Raw genomic sequence first — 23035 nt, 5'->3', positions numbered from 1 at the left:
ACCGAGAGGTGAGAGTCGTGGACGACTACCTGAGGAGCGACGCTCCCGTCGTCGAGGCGCTCGACCGCGCCTGGGACCGGAGCCGGCTCAGCGTGCGCACCCGGCTGTCGAGGGTACGCGCCCGCGGCTTCCTGCTCGTGCAGTGCGCCGTCTCGGCGGGCGTCGCGTGGTGGCTCGCGACCGACGTCGTGGGCCACCCGTCGCCGTTCTTCGCGCCGATCGTCGCCGTCATCTGCCTCGGCATGTCCTACGGCCAGCGGCTCCGGCGCGTCTTCGAGGTCGCCGTCGGGGTGGCCGTCGGGGTCTTCACGGCCGACGTCTTCGTCCACCTGGCCGGCAGCGGCCCGTGGCAGATCGCGGCGGTCGTGCTCGTCTCGATGGCGCTCGCGACGCTGCTCGACGGCGGCCCCGTGGTCGTCACGCAGTCGGCGGTGCAGGGCATCGTCATCGCGGCGCTCGTCGCGAGCCCGGGGCAGGCGCTCAACCGGTGGACCGACGCGCTGCTCGGCGGCGCGGTGGCGCTCGTCGCCGCGACGGTGGTGCCGCAGGCGCCGCTGCGCCGTCCCCGGGTGGCGGCCGCGGAGGCGGTGCGCAAGATCGGCGAGCTGCTGCGCCGTGCGGCGGCCAGCGCGCGCGACGGCGACGTCGAGGGCGCGGCCGAGGTGCTGGCATCCGCGCGCGGCACGGAGTCGCTCCTGCGCGAGCTGAGCTCCGCGGCCGACGAGGGCCTCTCGGTGCTGACCTCCTCGCCGTTCAAGCGCCAGCACGCGGCGGGCGTGCGCAAGATGGTCGACCTCGTGGAGCCGCTCGACCGCGCCATGCGCAGCACGCGCGTGCTCGTGCGCCGCGTCACGATCGCCGTCGGGCGCGGCGAGGCGCTGCCGCCCGGCTACGAGGACCTGCTCCTCGAGCTCGCGGGCGCGACCGACGTCATCGCCCGGGCGCTGTCGGAGAACGCCTCGCCCGAGATCGGCCGGACGGCCCTGCTGGCGGTCGCTGCCGACACGGCCACCGTGCCGCGCACCGAGAGCCTCGCGACCGAGACGGTGCTCGCGCAGATCCGTTCCACGGTCGTCGACCTGCTCCAGGTGACCGGTCTCGACGTCGACCAGGCCGTCGCCGCCGTCCCGCGCGAGCGACCGCGCGACGCCTGAGCGGCCGATCTGTCGGCCCGTCGGCCCGCCGGCCCGCTGACCCGCTGGCCACAGACCGCTAGCCCACTGGCCCGCTGACCCGGACGCGCGAGTGCCCGGCCCCCGCCGGGGACCGGGCACTCGAGAGCGGTCCGTGCCTCAGGCCGACGGGGTCATCTCGTGCGGGCCGACCTGGAGCTTCTCGACGCGCGGGTCACCGGCGTCGGCGAAGTAGTCGGCGGGGATCGTCTCGTCCTTGCCCTCCGGCGCCTTGACGGCATACCGGAGCACGAGGGTGCCGACGGCCGCGACGACGAGGTTGATCGCGAAGGCCGTGACCGCGATGTAGCCCATCTGGCCGATGACGGGGATGCTCGCCACCGAGCCGCCGAAGTTCGCCTTCGTGGCCGGGTTGACGACGTTGTAGGCGGTGATCGTGCCGTAGACCATGCCGACCGCCCAGCCGGCGAGCAGCGCCCACCGGTGGAACCAGCGGGTGTAGAGGTAGAAGACGACCGCCGGGAACGTCTGGAGGATCCAGATGCCGCCGAGGAGCTGGAAGTTGATCGCGTTGCTCTTGTCGAGCGTCAGCACGAAGATCAGCGCGAAGCCCTTGACGACGAGCGACGTCAGCTTGCTGACCTTGGCCTCCTGCTGCACCGTCGCGTCGGGCCTGATCCAGGCCTTGTAGATGTTGCGGGTGAAGGTGTTCGCCGCCGCGATCGACATGATGGCCGCGGGCACGAGCGCCCCGATGGCGATGGCCGCGAAGGCGACCCCGGCGAACCACGACGGGAAGAAGTCCTCGAACAGCTGCGGCACGACGAGCTGCGCGTTCGGCTTGCCGTCGAGGCCGATGGGCTTGGTGCCGGCAGCGATCGCGACCCAGCCGAGGAGCGCGAGCAGGCCGAGCAGGAACGAGTACGCGGGCAGGATCGAGGCGTTCTTGCGGATCGTGTTGCGGCTCTTGGCCGACAGCGTCGCCGTGATCGAGTGCGGGTACATGAACAACGCCATGGCCGAGCCGAGGGCCAGCGTGCCGTACGCCCAGTACTGCGCCGACGCGGGGATGAAGACGCCGTTGGCCTTGCCCGTCGCCGGGTTCGTCGTCGCCATCTTCTCCTTGGCCGCGTCGAAGACGTGCGACCAGCCACCGACCTTGGAGGGCAGGTAGATGACCGCGACGATGATGACGAGGTAGATGAGGATGTCCTTGACGAACGCGATGATCGCCGGTGCGCGCAGCCCCGAGGTGTAGGTGTAGAGCGCGAGCACGAGGAAGGCGATGAAGAGCGGCAGGTCCTTGGCGACCCAATTCCCGCCGCCACCGATGCCGACGACCTCGAGCACGGCCTGGATGCCGACGAGCTGGAGGGCGATGTAGGGCATCGTCGCGAGGAAGCCGGTCACCGCGACCGCGAGCGAGAGCCCGCGGGAGCCGGAGCGGCCCTGCACGAAGTCGGCCGGCGTCACGTAGCCGTGGCGGTGCGAGACCGACCACAGCCGCGACATGAAGACGAAGATGATGGGGTAGAGCACGATCGTGTACGGCACGGCGAAGAAGCCGTTGACCGCGCCGAACGCGAACATCGCCGCGGGCACGGCGACGAACGTGTAGGCCGTGTAGAGGTCGCCGCCGAGCAGGAACCACGTGATCCACGTGCCGAAGGAGCGGCCACCGAGGCCCCACTCCTCGAGGCTCTCCATGCTCTGCGGCCGGCGCCAGCGCGCGGCCCAGAAGCCGGCGGCCGCGACGACGACGAAGAAGAAGATGAGGACGGCGAGCGCGACGCCGTTGACGCCCTCGGGAGCCGCGGCGGGCGCGACGGCGGGGGAGAGGGCCGGCACGAGACCGGGTGCGAGGACGGGTGCCATCGTGCTCATCGGGTGCCAGCCTCTCGGGCGTCGGTTCCGTCGGTGTCGTCGTCGTCGCCGAAGGCGTCGCCCGTGCGGGTCATCGGGACGTGCGGGCGGGCCTTGAGCACGATGCGGTACGCGCTGTAGGTCAGGGCCGAGCAGAGCACGACCCAGAGGAACTGGTACCAGATGAAGAAGGGGAACCCGAGCAGGCGCGGCTCGTCCCTGGCATACGTGCCGACGAGCATGAGCGCGACGACGGGGATGGCGAGGAGCACGCCCGCGAGAGCCAGCAGGCCCTTGTTCGCCGGGGGCGCCTCGTGACGGTGCGGGGTGGTGCTCACGCAGTGACCTCCGTTGGTCGGGCCGGATGGGGTGGGCCGTGCGTCGCCGAAACTTACTCTCGCGCGGAGGGAATGTGGCTGCTGCGCCCCGGCGTTTTGCCGACTGCGTCACTGATCGTGATGTTGCGCGTGCCGACCCACCACTGGCGTGGGCACGGTCCCAGTGGGCCCGAGGGCCCGGATAGGCTGTCCGCATGGCTGATTTCGATGTCGTTGTGCTCGGTGCCGGACCCGGAGGCTACGTCGCGGCGATCCGCGCGTCGCAGCTCGGCAAGAAGGTCGCCGTGGTCGAGAAGCAGTACTGGGGCGGGGTGTGCCTCAACGTCGGCTGCATCCCGAGCAAGGCGCTGCTGAAGAACGCGGAGCTCTCCCACACGCTGACCCACGAGAAGGCGAAGTACGGCATCGAGGGCGATGCCACGATGAGCTTCGGCCCGACGCACGCCCGCAGCCGCAAGGTCTCCGAGGGCATCGTCAAGGGCGTCCACTTCCTCATGAAGAAGAACAAGATCGAGGAGATCGACGGCTGGGGCACCCTGACGTCCGCCTCCTCGATGGACGTCGCCCTCAACTCCGGCGAGAAGCGCTCCATCACCTTCGACAACCTCATCCTCGCGACCGGCTCGGTCACGCGGATGATCCCCGGCGTCGAGGTGAGCAAGAACGTCGTCACCTACGAGGAGCAGATCCTCGACCCCGAGCTGCCCGGCTCGATCATCATCGCCGGCTCCGGCGCCATCGGCGTCGAGTTCGCCTACGTCATGAAGAACTTCGGCGTGGACGTGACGATCGTCGAGTTCCTCGACCGCATGGTGCCGACCGAGGACGCCGACGTGTCCAAGGAGCTGCTCAAGCACTACAAGAAGCTCGGTGTGAAGGTCATGCTCGGCACCAAGGTCGAGTCGGTCGAGGACACCGGCTCGGGCGTCCGGGTGACGGTCAGCCCGGCCGCCGGCGGCGACCAGCAGGTGCTCGAGGCCGACCGGCTGCTGTCGGCCATCGGCTTCGCCCCGCGCACCGAGGGCTTCGGCCTCGAGACCACGGGCGTCGAGCTCACCGAGCGCGGCGCCATCGCCATCGACGAGTTCGGCCGCACCAACGTGCCGAACGTCTACGCGATCGGCGACGTCACGGCCAAGCTCATGCTCGCGCACGTCGCCGAGGCCATGGGCATCGTGGCCGCCGAGACGATCGCCGGCGTCGAGACGATGGCCATCGACTTCCGCTTCATCCCGCGGGCGACCTACTGCCAGCCGCAGATCGGCTCGATGGGCCTGTCGGAGGCCCAGGCCCGGGAGGCGGGCCACGACGTCAAGACGGCGACGTTCCCGTTCTCGGCCAACGGCAAGGCCATGGGCCTCGGTGAGCCGGTCGGCTTCGTCAAGGTCATCGCCGACGCCGAGCACAACGAGATCCTCGGTGCCGCGCTCATCGGTCCCGACGTGACGGAGCTGCTGCCGGTGCTCAACCTCGCGCAGACGTGGGACCTCACGGCCGACGAGGTGTCGCGCACCGTCTTCGCGCACCCGACGCTCGGCGAGGCGGTCAAGGAGGCCGTCCACGGCATCGCCGGCCACATGATCAACTTCTGACGCCGGCTCCGGCTGAGCTCACGCGCACGAAAGGACGCCCCCGCGAAATCCGCGGGGGCGTCCGGTCGTTCGACGGTGGCGCAGCCGGTCAGTACCAGTGCTTCCGACCGCCGATGGCACGACCGGTGGCGCCGAGCACGAAGAGCACGAGGCCCACGACGAGCAGGATGGCGCCGATGGTCACGAGGATGCTGAGCGACTTCACGAGAAGCCCGATCAGCAGCAGGATGATGCCGAGAACGATCATGGTGGTCGTGTTCTCCCTTGAGTGGTGGACCCCGAGCACGAGCCTCCGTACCCACCTGCGCCCCAGGGGTAACGTCCGGTGCCTGCCGCACGCCAGTGCAGGCCAACGCAGGTGAACTGCCCCGATTAGGGCGGGCCTGCGCGCGCTGTTACCCTTGGAGACGCCGTCGAACGGCCGCGGACCGATAGCGCCCAGGTGGACATGCCCTGGAGCACCGCGCAACGAGAGAAGAAGGAGTCGGTCATCCATGCCTTTGGACGCTGACGTGAAGAAGCAGATCATGACTGAGTACGCCACCGTCGAGGGCGACACCGGTTCCCCCGAGGTCCAGATCGCGATGCTGACCCAGCGCATCAAGGACCTCACCGAGCACTCGCGGGCCCACAAGCACGACCACCACAGCCGTCGTGGGCTCCTGCTGCTGGTCGGCCGCCGCAAGCGCATGCTGCGCTACCTCGAGGCGACCGACATCGAGCGCTACCGTTCGCTGATCAAGCGACTCGGTCTGCGTCGATGAACACGTGACGAAAGGCGGTCCCGCTCCCTGCGGTGACCGCCTTTCGTCGTAGGTGCGCCCGGTCCACGACGGACCGCCGCACCGCTGCACACCACGCACACAACGACGATGTGCGCGGGCACTTGAGAAAAAGAAAGCGAGGGCCCACATGGAGGGTCCAGACATCACCTTCGCCGAAGCCGTCATCGACAACGGCAGCTTCGGCACCCGCACCGTCCGCTTCGAGACCGGGCGCCTGGCCAAGCAGGCCGGCGGCGCCGTCACGGCCTACCTCGACGACGACACGATGCTCCTGTCGACGACGTCCGCCGGCAAGCAGCCGAAGGACCAGTTCGACTTCTTCCCGCTGACCGTCGACGTCGAAGAGCGCATGTACGCCATCGGCAAGATCCCGGGCAGCTTCTTCCGTCGTGAGGGTCGCCCGTCGACCGAGGCCATCCTCACCTGCCGCCTCATCGACCGCCCGCTGCGCCCGACCTTCAAGAAGGGTCTGCGCAACGAGGTCCAGGTCATCATCTCGGTGTTCTCGCTGAACCCCGACCACCAGTACGACGTGCTCGCCATCAACGCGGCCAGCGCCTCGACGCAGATCTCCGGCCTGCCCTTCTCGGGCCCCATCGGTGGCGTGCGCGTCTCGCTCATCGACGGCCAGTGGGTCGCCTTCCCGAACTTCTCCGACATCGAGCGCTCGGTCTTCGACATGGTCGTCGCCGGTCGTGTCGTCAAGCACTCCGACGGCAGCGACGACGTCGCCATCATGATGGTCGAGGCCGAGTCCACCGAGTCGACGTGGGACCTCGTCAAGAACGAGGGCAAGCAGGCCCCGACCGAGGAGGTCGTGGCCGAGGGCCTCGAGGCCTCGAAGAAGTTCATCAAGCAGCTGTGCGAGGCCCAGGCCCAGCTCGCTGCCGAGGCCGCCAAGCCGGTCCAGGACTTCCCGATCTTCCTCGACTACGAGGACGACGTGTATGCCGCCGTCGAGTCCGCCGTCGAGGCCGACACGACCGCTGCCCTCACGATCGCGGGCAAGCAGGAGCGCGAGGAGCGCCTCGACGAGATCAAGGCCGCCGTCAAGGCGCAGCTCGCCGAGCAGTTCGAGGGGCGTGACAAGGAGGTCTCGGCCGCCTTCCGCTCCGTGCAGAAGAAGCTCATCCGCCAGCGCATCCTGCGCGACAAGGTCCGCATCGACGGCCGTGGCCTCGCCGACATCCGCGCCCTCGGCGCCGAGGTCGAGGTCCTGCCGCGTGTGCACGGCTCGGCGATCTTCGAGCGTGGCGAGACCCAGATCATGGGTGTCACGACGCTCAACATGCTCAAGATGGAGCAGCAGCTCGACACGCTGAGCCCCGTGACGCGCAAGCGCTACATGCACAACTACAACTTCCCGCCCTACAGCACCGGTGAGACCGGCCGCGTCGGTTCGCCGAAGCGCCGCGAGATCGGTCACGGCGCCCTGGCCGAGCGTGCGCTCATGCCGGTCCTGCCGACGCGCGAGGAGTTCCCCTACGCGATCCGTCAGGTGTCCGAGGCCCTCGGCTCCAACGGCTCGACGTCCATGGGCTCGGTCTGTGCCTCGACCCTGTCGCTGCTCAACGCCGGTGTGCCGCTGCGCGCCCCGGTCGCCGGCATCGCGATGGGCCTCGTGTCCGACACCGTCGACGGTGAGACGCAGTACGCCGCGCTCACCGACATCCTCGGTGCCGAGGACGCCTTCGGCGACATGGACTTCAAGGTCGCCGGCACCAAGGAGTTCGTCACGGCCATCCAGCTCGACACGAAGCTCGACGGCATCCCGGCCACCGTGCTCGCCGGCGCGCTGACCCAGGCCCGCGACGCGCGTCTGCACATCCTCGACGTCATGGCCGAGGCCATCGACGTGCCCGACGAGATGAGCCCGTACGCCCCGCGCATCATCACGGTGAAGGTCCCCGTCGACAAGATCGGTGAGGTCATCGGCCCGAAGGGCAAGATGATCAACCAGATCCAGGACGACACGGGCGCCGACATCTCGATCGAGGACGACGGCACCGTGTTCATCGGTGCGGTCGACGGCCCCTCGGCCGAGGCGGCTCGCGCGGCGGTCAACGCCATCGCGAACCCGACGATGCCCGAGGTCGGCGAGCGCTTCCTGGGCACCGTCGTCAAGACGACGACGTTCGGCGCGTTCGTCTCGCTGCTGCCCGGCAAGGACGGCCTGCTGCACATCTCCGAGGTGCGCAAGCTCGTCGGCGGCAAGCGTATCGACAACGTCGACGACGTTGTCAAGGTCGGCCAGAAGGTGCAGGTCGAGCTCAAGGAGATCGACCCGCGCGGCAAGCTCAGCCTCGCCGCGGTGCTGCCCGAGGGCGAGAGCGGCGACTCCGCCGCCGACGCCTCCGAGGCGCCGGCCGAGGCCTGACCGACTCGGCACCGTCCGGATCACGAGCGGCCCGTCACCCCTGTCGGGGTGGCGGGCCGCTCGCCGTCCCGGACGGGGTCAGAAGAGCGCGTTCGCGATGTCCCAGCCCGTGCTGACGAGCACCCGGGCGGCCCACCCGCCCGTCTCGGTGCGGGGGTAGAGCCAGAGCCTGCCGGACGTGTCGCGGGCCAGCAGGTCGGCCGTCCGGTTGCCGTCGAGGTCACCGGCGGCGACGAGCGCGGTCATGCCGTTCCACCCGGTGCCGACGCGCACGCGCGTCCCGAGCGAGCCGGTGCCCGTGCCGGGCACGAGCCACAGGTAGCCCGTCGCGCTCTCGCGGGCGAGCAGGTCGGACGTGCCGTTGCCGTCGACGTCGCCCGCCCCGAGGATCGCGCTGTAGCGGTTCCAGCCCGTGCCGAGGCTCGAGCGCGGTTGCCAGCCGGACGATCCCGTGCCCGGGTAGAGGAAGAGCTGGCCGTCCGAGGCGCGCCGCGCGACGATGTCGGGGCGTCCGTCGCCACTCAGGTCACCGACGCCGACGATCGCGCTCATGCCGTTCCACCCGGTGCCGACGCGCACGCGGGGGAGTCGCCAGCCGCCCGAGCCGTTGCCGGGATAGAGCCAGAGGGACGCGGTGGAGGCCTCGCGGGCGAGCACGTCGGCGGCGCCGTCACCGCTCAGGTCGCCGGGGGTCTCGAGCGCCGACATGCCGCCCCAGCCCGTGCCGATCGTGCGCCCGAGCGAGAGGCTTCCCGTGCCGGTGCCGGAGTAGAGCTTGAGCAGCCCGGTGGACGCCCAGCGGGCGACGACGTCGTTGCGCCAGTCGCCGTCGAAGTCGGCCGTGCTGTTCGACAGCGTCGCGGTCGGCACGGGCAGGGTCGTGAAGGCGTACGGGTCGCAGGTGCGGTCGTAGTCGAGGGTGCCCGCGTCGTTCACCCACTGCGACAGCCGCACCGGGCCACCCGAGAAGCTCGGCAGGGTGCACTTGTCGAGGGCCTCGTCCGGGTAGTCGAGGCGCCCCGAGGCGGCCCACACCGGCACGCCGGGCAGGCGCCAGGACCCGACGATCTCCTGCCAGCCCGAGGTGTACGAGTAGAGGCCGTAGGAGCGGCCGGCCTCGCGCAACCCGCGCATCAGGCCCTCGACGACGTACCGGTTCTCGGCGCGACGCAGCGTGGTGCCGGCGGGCCACGGCTGTGCGGGCCGGGGCTCGACGTCGATCCAGACCATCCGCGGTGACCACCCGCCGACGGAGCGGATCGTGGCCGCGGCATACGTCCCCTCGGCGTAGCCGACGTTCGAGAGGCGGCCGCCGCGCGTCGTCGCCGACCACGGCCCCGCGGAGCCGTATGCCGTCAGCTGCGCGCTCGTGGGGAAGCCGGCCATCGTGTAGGCCTGGGTCGGCAGCGCGCGGTCGGCCGCCCACGCGACCTGCGTCGCCACACAGGGGTTCCGGCTGAAGGGCAGCCCGTCGGTGAGGCCCACGACGAGGAACTGGCTCGAGGCGGGAGGGAAGGACGCGGGGCACTGCGGCCACGAGACGTCGTTGCCGACGAGGACGGCCGCCCGGGCGACGGGGGCCACGAGCAGGCCGAGCAGCAGCCCGATGGCGGCGAGCGGGACGAGGGCCAGGCGACGGAGCCGGCTCGGGACGACGCTGCTGCGCGGACGGTGAGACATGCGAACCACTTCCTCTGCACCTCCAGTCTGCGTCCGGTCGCGGCGGGCGGGCGGAGGATGTGACGCACGAGTCCGCGCGTGGCGCGCGCACGGGGGTGGCCGGGGCGCTCGCTAGGCTGGCGGCGTGACCGAGACGAGCAGCCAGACCTCGCACGACCTCCTCGTTGCCGTCATCGGCGCCGGCGGCCGGATGGGCTCCGAGGCCGTGCGCGCCGTGGTGGAGGCCGACGGCCTGACCCTCGTGGGCGCCTACGGTTCCGGCGACGACCTCGGCGACCTCGGTGGTGCCGACGTCGTGATCGAGCTGACCGTGCCCGATGCGTCACCGGGCAACGTCGCGCACTGCGTGGGGCGGGGCGTCCACGTCGTCGTCGGCACCACCGGCTGGGACGCGGAGCGCCTCGAGGTGCTGCGGGGCAGGCTCGAGGAGGCGCCGCCCTCGCGGAGCGGCAGCGGGGTCGGCGTGCTCATCGCGCCGAACTTCGCCATCGGTGCGCTGCTGATGATGTCGTTCGCGGCCAAGGCCGCTCCCTTCTTCGAGTCGGTCGAGGTCATCGAGCTGCACCACCCCGCCAAGGTCGACGCGCCGTCGGGCACCGCCGCGCGCACGGCCGCCATGATCGGCTCCGCCCGCAGCGAGGCCGGCTGCGCGCCGATCCCCGACGCGACGACCCACGACCCCGACGGCGCCCGGGGGGCCAGGGTCGACGGCGTGCCCGTGCACTCGGTGCGGCTGCGGGGGCTGACGGCGCACCAGGAGGTGCTCCTCGGCAACGCGGGGGAGATGCTCACCCTGCGCCACGACTCGTTCGACCGCAGCAGCTTCATGCCGGGCGTGCTCGCGGCGGTGCGGTCCGTCGCCGACCACCCGGGCGTCACGGTGGGGCTCGAGCACTACCTCGGCATCGACTGAGACCGGTTCGTCGTGGCCATCCCCAGGATCGTCCTCTTCTACGCGTTCCGTCCGCTCGCCGACCCGGACGCCGTCCGTCTGTGGCAGCGCGACCTCTGCGAGAGCCTCGGCCTGCGCGGGCGGATCCTGCTCTCCCGTCACGGGATCAACGCCACGCTCGGCGGTGACGTGACGGCGCTCAAGACCTACGTCCGCAAGACCCGGGAGCACGCCGCGTTCCGCGACGTCGACGTGAAGTGGAGCGACGGCACCGGGCTCGACGCCGAGGGTCGCAGCCTCGACTTCCCCCGGCTCGTGGTCAAGGTGCGCGACGAGATCGTCGCGTTCGGCGTGCCGGATGAGGTCGTCGTCGACGAGGGCGGCGTCGTCGGCGGCGGCACCCGCCTCTCCCCGCAGGAGCTCGACGACCTCGTGGCCGCCCGGGGCGACGAGGTCGTGCTCCTCGACGGCCGCAACGCGGTCGAGGCGCAGATCGGGCGCCTCCGCGGGGCGGTCGTACCGGACGTCCGGCACACGAGCGACTTCGTCCGCGAGCTCGACTCGGGTCGGTGGGACGAGCTGAAGGGCCGCCCGGTCGTCACGTACTGCACCGGCGGCATCCGGTGCGAGGTGCTGACGAGCCTCATGCGCTCGCGCGGCTTCGAGGAGGTCTACCAGCTCGACGGCGGCATCGTGCGCTACGGCGAGCAGCGCGGTGACCGCGGCCTCTGGGAGGGGCGGCTCGTCGTCTTCGACGAGCGGATGAGCATCGCCTTCACCGACGAGGCCGTCCACCTCGCGGCCTGCCATGCCTGCGGCACGCCGACGAGCCGCCTGCGCAACCGCGAGGACCTGCCGGGGCGCCCGCTGCAGCCCGTCTGCGACGCCCACGCCTGAGTGGCCGGGCTCCGGGCGGGGTACGTCGGGGTCGTGGGACGACGGTGTCCCACCCGACGAGGAGGACCACCATGAGCGGACAGGCTGCCCCGGTCGACCCGGTGGGCGCCCAACCCCAGGCGCCCTGCACCTGCGACAACTGCCCGGAGGGCTGCACGTGCGACGAGTGCACCTGCCAGGACTGCACCTGCGACACCTGCGCGCACTCCGCCTGAGCGATCAGCCCCAGCCGACGGCGCGGAGGACGGCGGCCGTGGCCGCCCCGAGCACGACGACGAGGAGGAAGGGCGCTCGCAGCAGGAGCGCCACGACCGCCACGCCGACGGCGGCCGCGCGCGCGTCGAGCACGAGCGCTCCGCCGGGGGCGGTGAACGCCTGGGTCGCCACGAGGGCCGCGAGCAGCGCCACGGGGAGGGCAGCCGTGACCCGGCGCACCCGGGGCGACTCGAGCAGGTGGGCCGGCACGAGGTGGCCGGCCAGCTTGGTGCCGAACGCGATCGCGGTCGCGAGCAGCAGCGCCGTCCACATCGTCACGTTGCCGACTCCCGTCGCGGTGCCCGCCACGCGAGCAGGGCAGCGGCCGCGGCGGCGACGACCGGGATGCCGGGCGGCACCGACGGGGAGAGCGCGACGGCGACCACCGCCCCGACCGCCGCGATCGCCACGGCGTCGCGGTGGCGCAGCCGCGGCCAGAGCAGCGCCGTGAACGCGGCGCAGGCGGCCGCGTCGAGGCCGTAGGTGCGCGGGTCGCCGATGAGGTTGCCGAGCAGGGCACCGGCGAGCGTCGTGAGGTTCCAGAGGACGAAGACGCTGAGCCCGGTCAACCAGAAGCCGAGCCGCGACGACTCCGGGTCAGGCTGCGAGACGGCCACGGCCGCCGACTCGTCGATGGTCAGGTGCGCCGCCGCGACCCGTCGGGCGCCGCGCACGCCGAGCAGCTGGGTCAGCTCGAGGGCGTAGAGCCCGTTGCGGATGCCGAGCATCGACGACGCGGCGATCGCGGCAGGCGCCGCCGACAGCCCGTTGGCGACGATGCCGACGAAGGCGAACTGCGAGCCGCCGGTGAACATCAGCAGCGAGAGGGCCATGGCCTGCCACACGTCGAGTCCCGCCGCGACCGCGAGCGCCCCGAAACTGATCCCGTAGGCGCCCGTGGCGAGCCCGACCGACAGGCTCTGGCGCACGACGGCCCGCCGGGCGACGGGGTCCGTCGTCGGGGTCATGCGCCCCCCGTGGCGTCTGCCTCCGGCTCGGCGAGCACCGCGGAGAGGCGCACCTCCCCGGCCGTCGCGCCGCCCGCGGAGACCACGCGCTCGCGGTGCGCCCCGTCGGCGAGCATGCCGGCCGCCGTGAGGAAGGCGCGCGTGGCGTCGTCGGCGGCGAGCAGCCAGGCCGCCAGCTCGGAGCGCCCGCGGGCCCGGGCCGTGTCGACGACGGCGTGCAGCAGGCGCGAGCCGTGGCCCTGGCGGCGGGCGTCCGGGTGCACCCCGAGCACGAGCAGCTCCGCCGTCCCGGTGTCGGCGTCCGCGTCGTCCGAGGCGCCGACCGCGGCGAAGCCGACGACCTGCTCGCCGGCGCAGGCGACGAGCAGCACGCCGTCGCGCGCCTGGCCACCCTCTAGCGTGGCCCGCCAGGCGTTCGCGAACGCGCGGGGCTCGAAGGTGGCGAGCACGTCGGGCTCGAGCGTGCCGGCATACGCCTCGCGGAAGACGACGGCCTGGACGAGGCCGACGGCCGGGGCGTCGCTGGCGCGCGCGACCCGCACCGAGGCGTCGGCCACCGGGCCGCGCTCGTGCTGGTGGTCGTGCTGATGGTCGTGCTGGTGGTCGTGGGTGTGGTCGTGCGGGTGCGGCTGCTCGTCGGGGGACACCCCGGCATCCTCTCAGGCGCGCTGGGGTGGCCCTGCTTTGGCGCTGACCGCGCGATCTCGCATACTGGACGCATGTATGGCAACGACGTCATCGACCCGAGCGAACCGCTGAACGCGGCCGAGACCGACGCGTACGACGCGGCGGCGGCCCACGAGGAGCAGCGCGACCGGGTCGGGAGCGACTTCGACGCCCTCCTCGCCGCCGACCAGCGCATCGAGCCGCGCGACGCCATGCCGGAGAAGTACCGCGAGACGCTGATCCGCCAGATCGCCCAGCACGCGCACTCCGAGATCATCGGCATGCAGCCCGAGGGCAACTGGATCACCCGCGCGCCGTCGCTGCGCCGCAAGGCGATCCTCATCGCCAAGGTGCAGGACGAGGCGGGCCACGGGCTCTACCTCTACTCCGCCGCCGAGACGCTCGGCATCGACCGGCAGGAGCTGCTCGAGCGCCTGCACGACGGCAAGCAGAAGTACTCCTCGATCTTCAACTACCCCACGCTGACGTGGGCCGACTGCGGCGCCATCGGCTGGCTCGTCGACGGCGCGGCCATCATGAACCAGGTGCCGCTGTGCCGGTGCTCCTACGGGCCGTACGCGCGCGCCATGATCCGCGTCTGCAAGGAGGAGTCCTTCCACCAGCGCCAGGGTTTCGAGATCCTCTGGACCCTCATGCGCGGCACGGAGGCGCAGCAGGCGATGGCCCAGGACGCCGCCGACCGCTGGTGGTGGCCGGCCCTGATGATGTTCGGCCCCCCCGACACCGGCGAGGCGGCCAAGGGCGGCCACACGGAGCAGTCGATGGCCTGGGGCATCAAGCGGTTCAGCAACGACGACCTGCGCCAGAAGTTCGTCGACATGATGGTGCCGCAGGCCGAGAAGCTCGGCATCGTGCTGCCCGACCCGGACCTGCGCTGGAACGAGGAGCGCGGCCACTACGACTTCGGCCCCATCGACTGGGACGAGTTCTGGCGCGTGCTCCGCGGCGACGGCGCGTGCAACGCCGAGCGCATCAGCCACCGCCGCCGCGCGCACGACGAGGGCGCCTGGGTGCGGGAGGCCGCGAACGCGTATGCCGGCAAGCACGCCGCGCGCTCGGACCGGCAGGGGAGTGCCGCGTGACCGACACGAACGCGGCCGCGACGGAGAAGAGCTGGCCGCTCTGGGAGGTGTTCGTCCGGGGCAAGCGGGGGCTCTCGCACGTGCACGTGGGCTCGCTCCACGCGCCCGACCCGGAGCTCGCGCTGCGCAACGCCCGCGACGTCTACACCCGTCGTCAGGAGGGCGTGTCGATCTGGGTCGTGCGCGCCGACGACATCACCGCGAGCAGCCCGGCGGAGAAGGACTCGTTCTTCGACCCCGCCGCCGACAAGATCTACCGGCACCCGACCTTCTACGACGTCCCCGCCGACGTGGAGTACCTGTGAGCACCCCACGAAGTTCTCCGCTTCGCTCCGATACTTCGCGGGGACCCCGCGACGACACCCCACGAAGTTCTCCGCTTCGCTCCGATACTTCGCGGGGACTCCGGGACCTCTCTCCCGGCGAGACTGCCGACGTCACGGCACACCTGCTCGGGCTCGCCGACGACGCGATGGTCTACGCCCAGCGCCTCGCCGAGTGGATGACGAACGCCCCCCAGATCGAGGAGGACATGGCGCTCGGCAACATCGCGCTCGACCTCCTCGGTCAGGCCCGTGCGCTCTACCCGCACGTCGGGTCGCTCGACGGCACCGGCCGCTCCGAGGACGACTTCGCCATGCAGCGCGACGAACGCGAGTGGCGCAACGTCCACCTCGTCGAGCAGGAGCGGGGCGACTTCGCCGACGAGATGGCGCGCCTGCTGTGGTTCTCCGCCCGGCAGGTCGAGCTGCACGCGCGGCTCGCCGACTCCGCCGACCCGGTCGTGGCCGCCGTCGCGGCCAAGGCGCTCAAGGAGGTGCGCTACCACCTCGACCACGCCTCGCTCTGGGTCGTGCGCCTCGGCGACGGCACGGAGGAGTCGCACCGCCGCATGCAGGCCGCGCTCGAGCGCGTCACGCCCTACCTGGCCGAGCTCTTCGACGACGACGAGGCCGCCGTGGTGGCGGCCGACGCCGGTGTCGGGGTGCTGCCCTCGAGCCTGGGCGACGCGGTGCGGCGCCGGGTCGAGGCCGTCGTCGCCGAGGCGACGCTCGCGCTCCCCGAGGCGTCGACGTGGCACGCGCGGGGCGGCCGGTCGGGCGTCCACTCGCGGCCGATGGGCTACCTCCTCGCCGAGATGCAGCACATCGCGCGCTCGCACCCCGGCGCGACGTGGTGACCGTCTCGACGACGGGATCCGACGTGGCAGAGGCGATCTCACACGTCCCGGACCCGGAAGTCCCCGTCATCAGCATCGCCGACCTCGGCATCCTGCGCGCGGTCGAGGTCGACGAGCAGGCCCACGCCGTCACGGTGACGATCACGCCGACCTACAGCGGGTGTCCCGCCATGGAGGCGATCGCGACGAGGATCGCCTTCGAGGCCGGTCGGCTCGGCTACTCCGCCGACGTCGTGACCCGGCTGTCGCCGCCGTGGACCACGGACTGGATGACCGAGGACGGCCGGGCCGCCTTGCGGCGCTTCGGCATCGCGCCGCCGGGACCTGCACAGCCAGGGGAGCGGCACGGCCCGGTGGCCCTGCAGCTGACCCGTCGGCTCGTAACGTGCCCCCGTTGCGGCTCCACCGACACCACCGAGATCGCCCACTTCGGCTCGACCGCGTGCAAGGCCCTGCGCCGCTGCGACGCGTGCCTCGAGCCCTTCGACGAGTTCAAGGCCCTCTGAATGACCGACGTCACGACACCCGCGGCTGCCGCACGCCACCGGGCACGCTTCCACCCGCTCACCGTCGCGACGGTCGAACGCCTCACCGACGACGCGGTCGCCGTGACCTTCGCCGTGCCCGACGAGCTCGTCGAGGAGTTCGCGTTCGAGCCGGGGCAGCACCTGACGCTGCGTGCGAGCATCGGCGGCGAGGACGTGCGCCAGTCCTACTCGATCTGCCAGTCACGGCAGGCCGCCCGGGGCGGGCTCCGCCTGCGCGTGGCTGCCGCCCGCGTGCCCGGCGGCCGCATGTCGACGTGGCTCAACGACGTCGTGGCCCCGGGGGACGTCGTCGAGGTGATGACCCCGCAGGGCTCGTTCACCTGCCCGACCCGGCCCGACGGCATCCGCCACCACGTCGCCATCGCGGCGGGCTCGGGCATCACGCCCGTCCTCTCGCTCCTCACCACGGCGCTCGAGGAGGAGCCCGGCTCGCGGGCCACGCTGCTCTTCGGCAACCGGCGCACCAGCTCGGTGATGTTCCTCGAGGAGCTCGAGGACCTCAAGAACCGCTTCCCCGGCCGCTTCCACCTCGTCAACGTGCTCTCGCGCGAGGCGCAGGACGTCGAGCTCTTCCACGGCCGCCTCGACCGGGAGCGTCTCGAGGCGATCTTCGCGAGCCTGCTGCCCGTCGGCTCGGTCGACGAGTGGTACCTCTGCGGGCCGTTCGGCCTCGTGACGGGCGCCGAGGAGCTGCTCACCGAGCGCGGCGTCGACGCGCGGCACGTCCACCACGAGATCTTCCACGTCGACGACGGCACGGCGCCGAAGCGGCCGGTCGTCGTCGATACCGGCGCCCCGCCGGAGGCCACGGTCACCGTCAACCTCGACGGCCGCACGACGGTGATCCCAATGCCGAGCCGCGAGGAGACGATCCTCGACGCGACGCTGCGGGCCCGGCCCGACGCGCCCTACTCGTGCACGGGCGGCGTCTGCGGCACGTGCCGTGCCCGGCTCGTGACCGGCGAGGTGCGGATGGACCGTAACTACGCCCTCGAGCCCGAGGAGGTGGCGGCCGGCATCGTGCTCGCCTGCCAGAGCCACCCCGTCACCGACGAGGTGAGCCTCGACTACGACGCCTGAGACGGCGCCGGGTTAGGCTTCCGGACGTGCGGCAGTACCTCGACCTCCTCGACCACGTCCTGACCCACGGCCAGGAGAAGTCCGACCGGACCGGCACTGGGACGCTCAGCGTCTTCGGCCACCAGATGCGCTTCGACCTCGCCGACGGCTTCCCGGCCCTGACGACGAAGAAGCTGCACCTGCGCTCGATCATCGGCGAGCTGCTGTGGTTCCTGCGCGGCGACACCAACGTGCGCTGGCTGCAGGAGCGCGGCATCAGCATCTGGGACGAGTGGGCCGACCCCGTGACGGGCGACCTCGGCCCGATCTACGGCTACCAGTGGCGCTCGTGGCCCACGCCCGACGGCCGGCGCGTCGACCAGATTGCGAAGGTCGTCGAGGCGATCCGCACCAACCCGGACAGCCGCCGCCTCATCGTCTCGGCCTGGAACGTCGCCGACGTCGACGACATGGCGCTGCCGCCGTGCCACACGATGTTCCAGTTCTACGTCTCGCCGCCCGGGGCCGACGGCCGTCGCCGGCTCTCGTGCCAGCTCTACCAGCGCAGCGCCGACATCTTCCTCGGCGTGCCGTTCAACATCGCGAGCTACGCCCTGCTCACGCAGATGGTGGCCCAGCTGACCGACCTCGAGCCGGGCGAGTTCGTGCACACCCTCGGTGACGCGCACCTCTACCTCAACCACCTCGACCAGGCCCGCCTGCAGCTGACCCGGACGCCGCACCCGCTCCCGACGATGCGGATCACGCCGGGCAAGCGGAGCATCGACGAGTTCGACCTCGACGACTTCGAGCTCGTCGACTACGTCGCGGAGCCGGGCATCAAGGCCCCGATCGCCGTCTGAGCGGCGCGTCTGGGAGCCTTGCCGCATGAGCGAGCCGTCCACCGTGCTGCCGAACGTCACGATGATCGCGGCGGTCGGCCGCAACGGGGTCATCGGCGACGGTCTGGCGATGCCCTGGCACCTGTCCGAGGACCTCAGGTTCTTCAAGCGCACGACCATGGGCCATCCCATGGTCATGGGTCGGCGCACCTTCGACTCGATGGGCGCGCTGCCCGGCCGCCGCAGCGTCGTCGTGACGCGCCAGCGTGACTGGTCCGCGCCCGGCGTCGAGGTCGCGCACTCGCTGGCCGAGGCGCTCGACCTCGTGGCGGGTGCCGAGCAGGTCTTCGTCGTCGGCGGCGGTGAGGTCTACCGCCAGGCGATGGGGTATGCCGCCCGCCTCCTCGTGACGGAGGTCGACCTGTCCCCGGCGGGCTCGGTCACGTTCCCCGACATCGACCCCGCGGTCTGGGTCGAGACGGCACGCGACGAGCAGGACGGCTTCGCGTGGGTCACCTGGGAGCGACGCGCCTGAGCACCCCCACAGCGCTCCCACCCTCGGGCGCTAACCTTGGGCCCATGGCAGCCGCACCCGCGCTCGGACGTGTTCTCTCGGCCATGGTCACGCCCATGCGGCCCGACGGCTCGATCGACCTGGACGCGGCGCAACGCCTGGCCGCGCACCTCGTCGACGCGGGTCACGACGGCCTCGTGGTCTCGGGCACGACCGGGGAGTCGCCGACGACCTCGGCCGAGGAGAAGGACGAGCTGCTGCGCGCCGTCGTCGGCGCGGTCGGCGACCGCTGCGTCGTCGTCGCCGGAGCCGGCAGCAACGACACCGCCAAGAGCGTCGAGTCGGTGCGCCTGGCCGAGAAGGCCGGCGCCGACGCCGTGCTCGCGGTGACCCCGTACTACAACAAGCCCCCGCAGGCCGGGCTCGTCGCGCACTTCACGGCCATCGCCGACGCGAGCGACCTGCCCGTCATGGTCTACGACATCCCGGGGCGCTCGGGCATCGCCATCGCCCGCGAGACCTACCTGCGCATCGCCGAGCACCCGCGGATCGCCGCGGTCAAGGACGCACGCGGGGACCTGTGGTTCGCGAGCGAGATGATGCAGCTGACCGGGCTCGACTGGTACTCCGGCGACGACGCGATGAACCTGCCGCACTACGTCAACGGCGCCGTGGGGTTCGTCGGTGTCACCTCGCAGGTGGCGCCGCAGGCGTACCGCCGGCTCGCCGACGCCGTGCTCGAGGGCCGGTGGGACGACGCCCGTGCCGTCCACCGCGGGCTCGCGCCACTCGTCGACGCCGTCATGAACGTCACGCAGGGCGCGATCATGGCCAAGGCCGGTCTCGCCGTGCAGGGGCTCATCGAGTCGCCCACGGTCCGCCTGCCGCTCGTCGCCGCCGACGACGCGCAGACCGCGCTCGTGCGCGACGCCCTCGAGGCGGTCTCCTGACCACCACGACCTCCGGCCGGCGACCTCGGCGACCCGGCCGCACCACCGAGACGACAGGACACCTGTGAGCCACCCCCACCCCGAGCTGACCGCACCCCCCGCCCTCCCCGACAACGGCTTGCGGGTCGTCGCACTCGGCGGGCTCGGCGAGGTCGGTCGCAACATGGCCGTCCTCGAGACGCAGGGCAAGCTGCTCGTCATCGACTGCGGTGTGCTCTTCCCCGAGGACCACCACCCTGGCGTCGACCTCATCCTCCCGGACTTCAGCTACATCGCCGGCCGCCTCGACGACATCGAGGCCATCGTCCTGACCCACGGCCACGAGGACCACATCGGTGCCGTGCCCTACCTGCTCAAGCTCAAGGGCGACATCCCCATCATCGGCTCGACGCTGACCCTCGCGCTCATCGAGGCCAAGCTCAAGGAGCACCGGATCCGGCCGTACACCATGGCCGTCAGGGAGGGGCAGCGCGAGAAGCTCGGCGCCTTCGACCTCGAGTTCGTGGCCGTGAACCACTCGATCCCGGACGCGCTCGCGGTCTTCGTGCGCACGGAGGCCGGCACGCTGCTGCACACCGGCGACTTCAAGATGGACCAGCTGCCGCTCGACGGGCGGCTGACCGACCTGCGTGCCTTCGCCCGGCTCGGCGAGGAGGGGGTCGACCTCTTCCTCACCGACTCCACGAACGCCGACGTGCCCGGCTTCACGACGCCGGAGCTCGAGATCGCGCCCGCGATCGACAAGGTGTTCCGCCATGCCGAGCGGCGCATCATCGTCGCGTGCTTCAGCAGCCACGTGCACCGCGTGCAGCAGGTGCTCGACGCCGCCGAGAAGGCCGGCCGCAAGGTCGCCATGGTGGGGCGCTCGATGGTGCGCAACATGGGCATCGCGGCCGAGCTCGGCTACCTCCGCGTGCCCGCCGGCATCCTCATCGACATCAAGAAGATCGACAGCCTGCGCGACGACGAGCTGGTGCTCATCTGCACCGGCTCGCAGGGTGAGCCGATGGCCGCCCTGTCGCGGATGGCCAACCGCGAGCACCGCATCGACGTCGGCCCCGGTGACACCGTGCTGCTCGCGAGCAGCCTGATCCCGGGCAACGAGAACGCGGTCTACCGGATCATCAACGGCCTGATGCGCCTCGGCGCCAACGTCGTGCACAAGGGCAACGCCAAGGTGCACGTCTCCGGCCACGCGAGCGCGGGCGAGCTGCTCTACTGCTACAACATCGTCAAGCCCGCCAACGTCCTGCCGGTCCACGGCGAGTGGCGGCACATGTACGCCAACGCCCAGCTCGCGATCCAGTCCGGGGTGCCCGAGGGCAACGTCGTGCTGGCCGAGGACGGCGTGGTCGTCGACCTGGTCGACGGGAAGGCGTCCGTCGTCGGTGTCGTCGAGTGCGGCTACGTCTACGTCGACGGCAGCAGCGTGGGCGGCGCCGACGAGGCGCTGCTCAAGGACCGTCGCATCCTGCGCGACGAGGGCTTCATCACGTGCGTCGTCGTGCTCGACGCAGCCACCGGCAAGATCGCGAGCGGTCCGGAGATCACGGCGCGCGGCTTCGTCGAGGACGAGGAGATCTTCCAGCAGGTGATCCCGAAGGTCGAGCGGGCCATCGAGGAGGCGGTCGCCGGCGGCGTGCGCGACGACCAGCAGCTCCAGCAGGTCATCCGCCGAGCCGTCGGGTCGTGGGTCGGTGGCAAGATCAGGCGCCGTCCGATGATCATCCCGGTCGTCCTGCAGGCGTGAGGTGACCGCTGCCCGCGGGCGACGGGTCGACGTCGCCGTCCTCGTCGTGCTGCTCGCCCTCGTGGCCGTCGGCGCGCTGCGCTGGCTCGACACCACGGCGTACGCCGTCGTCGTGCTGCAGACGGCCGGCCCGTTCGTCGTGGTCGGGCTGCTGCTGCTCGCGGTGGCGACGGCGGTGCTGCGCCGCTGGCGCGTGCTCGTGCCGGTCGTGGCGGCCCTCGCGGTGGGCGGGGGACTCGCGGTGCCCACCTTCCTGGCCAGCTCCTCGCCCAAGGCCGACACCGACGTCACCGTGATGGCCGCGAACCTGTGGGTCGGTCAGGCCAACTCCACCCAGCTCATGGACGCCGTGCGCTACCACGCCGTCGACGTCCTCGTCCTGACCGAGGCGACCCCGGACGCCATCCGCGGGATCGACGACCTCGGCGCGGACTCCTATTTCACGACGCGCAGCGGTGTTGCTCGCGCCGGCACCACGACCGGGACCATGGTGCTCTCGCGCTTCCCGCTCACGGTGAGCAACCGCGGCACCGACCAGAGCGTCGAGGCGACGGCGAGCATCCAGCCCGAGGTCGTCGTGACGACGCCGAAGGGGCCGGTGCGACTCAAGGTGGCCCACCCGACGGCTCCGCTCTCGGGCGAGACCGACGCGTGGAGGGCCGGACTCGCGGCGCTGACGGCCTGGAAGTCGCGCCAGACCGGCTCCGAACCGATCGTCGTCGCGGGCGACCTCAACGCCTCGTTCGGGCACCCGGCCTTCCGCAGTCTGGCCGACGGCCTCGTCGACGCCCAACGGGCCGACGGTCAGGGCTGGGTGCGCACGTGGCCGTTCGCGGGCAACCGACTGCCGCCCTTCGTCCAGCTCGACCACGTGCTGAGCCGCGGGCTCACCGTCGTCTCCGCCGGCCAGGTGGCGATGAACCGCGCCGACCACGCTGCCGTGTGGGCCGCCTACGCCCTTCCGCGCTGAGCGTGCGCTGACCCCGACGCCGAGCACCGGTGGCATCCGGTGGCCGGGGGCGAGGGACCGTGCCGGCGCGAACCTCCTCGCGACTGCCGCCGCCGGCCCCCTCGGTGTCCTCTGCGTTGCGTCGTGTGGTGGCGCACGGGGTGCGGAGGGGCGGTGGGCTCGGGCAGTGGGCTCGGACGGTGGGTTCGGCGTGGCGGGTGCCGGTTGGTGGCTGGGTTCCTCTGCGTTGCGTCGTGTGGTGACGCATGGGGTGCAGAGGGTTGGTGGGCTCGGGTGGTGGGCTCCGGCGGTGGGCTCCTCGTCACGGGGTGCCGGTGGGTGCGCAGGGTCCCTCTGCGTTGCGTCGTGTGGTGACGCATGGGGCGGGCTGTGGGCTTGGCGTGACGGGGTGCCGGTGGGTGGCTGGGTTCCTTTGCGTTGCGTCGTGTGGTCACGCGTCGGTGGCGGGCTAAAGCGGGTGCCGGTGGGTGCTCAGGGTGCGTCGTGTGGTGACCCAGTGCTGACGGCGCGGGGAGAGTGCCCGTGCGCAGGCGGCTGGGTGACCGGTCGCCCTGCGTGCGTCGTGTGGTGACTCAATGCAGAGGGCTTGGGGGATGGTGGCCGGATGCAGCCGTCAAGCGGTGGGTGCTCAGGGTGCGTCGGGTGGTGACGCAGTGCTGACGGCGCGGGGAGA

24 protein-coding genes are annotated in these 23035 nt (G+C 71.7%); 17 read left to right on the top strand and 7 right to left on the bottom strand.

Annotated elements, in window-relative coordinates:
- The first annotated feature begins 17 nt into the window (after positions 1-17).
- Complete coding sequence (locus ABT295_RS05475; RefSeq protein ID WP_352393391.1) at positions 18-1154, top strand: FUSC family protein; 1137 nt, start codon at positions 18-20, stop codon at positions 1152-1154.
- Positions 1155-1292: 138 nt separating this feature from the next.
- Here the strand turns inward: ABT295_RS05475 and mctP are convergent, their stop codons facing one another.
- Both mctP and ABT295_RS05465 read right to left on the bottom strand, forming a co-directional pair.
- A complete protein-coding gene (gene mctP / locus ABT295_RS05470; protein WP_502991075.1) occupies positions 1293-3017 on the bottom strand; it encodes a monocarboxylate uptake permease MctP in 1725 nt (574 codons plus the stop codon).
- Entirely contained in the window at positions 3014-3334 is a 321-nt protein-coding gene (locus ABT295_RS05465; RefSeq protein ID WP_352393390.1) for a DUF3311 domain-containing protein, read from the bottom strand. The genes mctP and ABT295_RS05465 overlap by 4 nt, the downstream gene beginning before the upstream one ends.
- Before the next feature lie 194 nt (positions 3335-3528).
- On the opposite strand from ABT295_RS05465, the gene lpdA reads away from it, so the two are divergent.
- Positions 3529-4926, top strand: a complete 1398-nt coding sequence (lpdA, locus tag ABT295_RS05460) for a dihydrolipoyl dehydrogenase (protein ID WP_352393389.1) — start codon at positions 3529-3531, stop codon at positions 4924-4926.
- An 88-nt stretch (positions 4927-5014) separates the two neighbouring features.
- Here the strand turns inward: lpdA and ABT295_RS05455 are convergent, their stop codons facing one another.
- Entirely contained in the window at positions 5015-5173 is a 159-nt protein-coding gene (locus ABT295_RS05455) for a DUF6131 family protein (RefSeq protein ID WP_352393388.1), read from the bottom strand.
- A gap of 247 nt (positions 5174-5420) precedes the next feature.
- Between ABT295_RS05455 and rpsO the strand changes: the two genes are divergently transcribed.
- Together rpsO and ABT295_RS05445 are read left to right on the top strand one after the other, a co-directional pair.
- Positions 5421-5690 carry a 30S ribosomal protein S15 gene (rpsO, locus tag ABT295_RS05450; protein ID WP_030146552.1) on the top strand — a complete coding sequence of 90 codons (270 nt, stop codon included), beginning with the start codon at positions 5421-5423 and terminating at the stop codon, positions 5688-5690.
- A 148-nt stretch (positions 5691-5838) separates the two neighbouring features.
- Positions 5839-8088 (top strand): polyribonucleotide nucleotidyltransferase, encoded by a 2250-nt coding sequence (locus ABT295_RS05445; protein WP_352393387.1) that lies wholly within the window; start codon positions 5839-5841, stop codon positions 8086-8088.
- 78 nt (positions 8089-8166) lie between these two features.
- Here the strand turns inward: ABT295_RS05445 and ABT295_RS05440 are convergent, their stop codons facing one another.
- Positions 8167-9768, bottom strand: a complete 1602-nt coding sequence (locus tag ABT295_RS05440; RefSeq protein ID WP_352393386.1) for an FG-GAP-like repeat-containing protein — start codon at positions 9766-9768, stop codon at positions 8167-8169.
- A 124-nt stretch (positions 9769-9892) separates the two neighbouring features.
- Between ABT295_RS05440 and dapB the strand changes: the two genes are divergently transcribed.
- The 3 genes from dapB (at position 9893) to ABT295_RS05425 (ending at position 11772) form a co-directional block, all read left to right on the top strand.
- On the top strand, positions 9893-10681 hold the full coding sequence (dapB, locus tag ABT295_RS05435) for a 4-hydroxy-tetrahydrodipicolinate reductase (RefSeq protein ID WP_352393385.1): 789 nt from the start codon (positions 9893-9895) through the stop codon (positions 10679-10681).
- A gap of 12 nt (positions 10682-10693) precedes the next feature.
- Positions 10694-11557, top strand: coding sequence for an oxygen-dependent tRNA uridine(34) hydroxylase TrhO (gene trhO / locus ABT295_RS05430; RefSeq protein WP_352393384.1), 864 nt, complete (start codon positions 10694-10696; stop codon positions 11555-11557).
- Positions 11558-11628: 71 nt separating this feature from the next.
- A complete protein-coding gene (locus ABT295_RS05425) occupies positions 11629-11772 on the top strand; it encodes a hypothetical protein (protein ID WP_352393383.1) in 144 nt (47 codons plus the stop codon).
- A 4-nt stretch (positions 11773-11776) separates the two neighbouring features.
- On the opposite strand, the gene ABT295_RS05420 is transcribed toward ABT295_RS05425, so the two are convergent.
- From ABT295_RS05420 to ABT295_RS05410, 3 genes are read right to left on the bottom strand one after another with little or no spacing between them, the layout of a single operon-like run.
- Positions 11777-12121, bottom strand: a complete 345-nt coding sequence (locus ABT295_RS05420) for an AzlD domain-containing protein (protein WP_502991074.1) — start codon at positions 12119-12121, stop codon at positions 11777-11779.
- Positions 12088-12780: an AzlC family ABC transporter permease gene (locus tag ABT295_RS05415; protein ID WP_352393382.1), complete on the bottom strand. Its 693-nt coding sequence runs from the start codon at positions 12778-12780 to the stop codon at positions 12088-12090. The genes ABT295_RS05420 and ABT295_RS05415 overlap by 34 nt, the downstream gene beginning before the upstream one ends.
- Entirely contained in the window at positions 12777-13427 is a 651-nt protein-coding gene (locus ABT295_RS05410) for a GNAT family N-acetyltransferase (protein ID WP_352393381.1), read from the bottom strand. Before ABT295_RS05410 ends, ABT295_RS05415 begins: the two co-directional genes overlap by 4 nt.
- Before the next feature lie 72 nt (positions 13428-13499).
- Between ABT295_RS05410 and paaA the strand changes: the two genes are divergently transcribed.
- The 10 genes from paaA (at position 13500) to ABT295_RS05360 (ending at position 22362) form a co-directional block, all read left to right on the top strand.
- Positions 13500-14549, top strand: coding sequence for a 1,2-phenylacetyl-CoA epoxidase subunit PaaA (gene paaA / locus ABT295_RS05405; RefSeq protein WP_352393380.1), 1050 nt, complete (start codon positions 13500-13502; stop codon positions 14547-14549).
- The gene (gene paaB / locus ABT295_RS05400; RefSeq protein WP_352393379.1) at positions 14546-14854 is read left to right on the top strand and encodes a 1,2-phenylacetyl-CoA epoxidase subunit PaaB; all 309 of its coding nucleotides are present in this window, start codon (positions 14546-14548) and stop codon (positions 14852-14854) included. The genes paaA and paaB overlap by 4 nt, the downstream gene beginning before the upstream one ends.
- 167 nt (positions 14855-15021) lie before the next feature.
- Positions 15022-15729, top strand: coding sequence for a 1,2-phenylacetyl-CoA epoxidase subunit PaaC (paaC, locus tag ABT295_RS05395; RefSeq protein ID WP_352393378.1), 708 nt, complete (start codon positions 15022-15024; stop codon positions 15727-15729).
- Positions 15730-15752: 23 nt separating this feature from the next.
- A complete protein-coding gene (paaD, locus tag ABT295_RS05390) occupies positions 15753-16235 on the top strand; it encodes a 1,2-phenylacetyl-CoA epoxidase subunit PaaD (protein WP_352393377.1) in 483 nt (160 codons plus the stop codon).
- Positions 16236-17357, top strand: a complete 1122-nt coding sequence (paaE, locus tag ABT295_RS05385; RefSeq protein WP_352393376.1) for a 1,2-phenylacetyl-CoA epoxidase subunit PaaE — start codon at positions 16236-16238, stop codon at positions 17355-17357.
- A gap of 26 nt (positions 17358-17383) precedes the next feature.
- On the top strand, positions 17384-18199 hold the full coding sequence (locus ABT295_RS05380) for a thymidylate synthase (protein ID WP_352393375.1): 816 nt from the start codon (positions 17384-17386) through the stop codon (positions 18197-18199).
- Between the two features lie 25 nt (positions 18200-18224).
- Positions 18225-18713: a dihydrofolate reductase gene (locus ABT295_RS05375; protein ID WP_352393374.1), complete on the top strand. Its 489-nt coding sequence runs from the start codon at positions 18225-18227 to the stop codon at positions 18711-18713.
- A gap of 44 nt (positions 18714-18757) precedes the next feature.
- A complete protein-coding gene (dapA, locus tag ABT295_RS05370; RefSeq protein WP_352393373.1) occupies positions 18758-19642 on the top strand; it encodes a 4-hydroxy-tetrahydrodipicolinate synthase in 885 nt (294 codons plus the stop codon).
- Between the two features lie 64 nt (positions 19643-19706).
- Positions 19707-21392 carry a ribonuclease J gene (locus ABT295_RS05365; protein ID WP_352393372.1) on the top strand — a complete coding sequence of 562 codons (1686 nt, stop codon included), beginning with the start codon at positions 19707-19709 and terminating at the stop codon, positions 21390-21392.
- 1 nt (position 21393) lies between these two features.
- Positions 21394-22362 carry an endonuclease/exonuclease/phosphatase family protein gene (locus ABT295_RS05360; protein ID WP_352393371.1) on the top strand — a complete coding sequence of 323 codons (969 nt, stop codon included), beginning with the start codon at positions 21394-21396 and terminating at the stop codon, positions 22360-22362.
- Positions 22363-23035: the final 673 nt, after the last annotated feature.

The sequence above is a fragment of the Terrabacter sp. NPDC000476 genome (assembly GCF_040300125.1).
Taxonomy (GTDB): domain Bacteria; phylum Actinomycetota; class Actinomycetes; order Actinomycetales; family Dermatophilaceae; genus Terrabacter.
Note: the sequence above shows the minus strand (reverse complement) of the source record. Positions and strands in the feature narration are given on the sequence as shown.

Excerpts from the sequence above, each read along its gene's own strand:
- mctP (WP_502991075.1), bottom strand. The coding sequence starts at position 3,017 with ATGAGCACGATGGCACCCGTCCTCGCACCCGGTCTCGTGCCGGCCCTC.
- lpdA (WP_352393389.1), top strand. The coding sequence starts at position 3,529 with ATGGCTGATTTCGATGTCGTTGTGCTCGGTGCCGGACCCGGAGGCTAC.
- ABT295_RS05455 (WP_352393388.1), bottom strand. The coding sequence starts at position 5,173 with ATGATCGTTCTCGGCATCATCCTGCTGCTGATCGGGCTTCTCGTGAAG.
- rpsO (WP_030146552.1), top strand. The coding sequence starts at position 5,421 with ATGCCTTTGGACGCTGACGTGAAGAAGCAGATCATGACTGAGTACGCC.
- ABT295_RS05445 (WP_352393387.1), top strand. The coding sequence starts at position 5,839 with ATGGAGGGTCCAGACATCACCTTCGCCGAAGCCGTCATCGACAACGGC.
- ABT295_RS05440 (WP_352393386.1), bottom strand. The coding sequence starts at position 9,768 with ATGTCTCACCGTCCGCGCAGCAGCGTCGTCCCGAGCCGGCTCCGTCGC.
- ABT295_RS05425 (WP_352393383.1), top strand. The coding sequence starts at position 11,629 with ATGAGCGGACAGGCTGCCCCGGTCGACCCGGTGGGCGCCCAACCCCAG.
- ABT295_RS05415 (WP_352393382.1), bottom strand. The coding sequence starts at position 12,780 with ATGACCCCGACGACGGACCCCGTCGCCCGGCGGGCCGTCGTGCGCCAG.
- paaA (WP_352393380.1), top strand. The coding sequence starts at position 13,500 with ATGTATGGCAACGACGTCATCGACCCGAGCGAACCGCTGAACGCGGCC.
- paaC (WP_352393378.1), top strand. The coding sequence starts at position 15,022 with ATGGTCTACGCCCAGCGCCTCGCCGAGTGGATGACGAACGCCCCCCAG.
- paaE (WP_352393376.1), top strand. The coding sequence starts at position 16,236 with ATGACCGACGTCACGACACCCGCGGCTGCCGCACGCCACCGGGCACGC.
- ABT295_RS05375 (WP_352393374.1), top strand. The coding sequence starts at position 18,225 with ATGAGCGAGCCGTCCACCGTGCTGCCGAACGTCACGATGATCGCGGCG.
- dapA (WP_352393373.1), top strand. The coding sequence starts at position 18,758 with ATGGCAGCCGCACCCGCGCTCGGACGTGTTCTCTCGGCCATGGTCACG.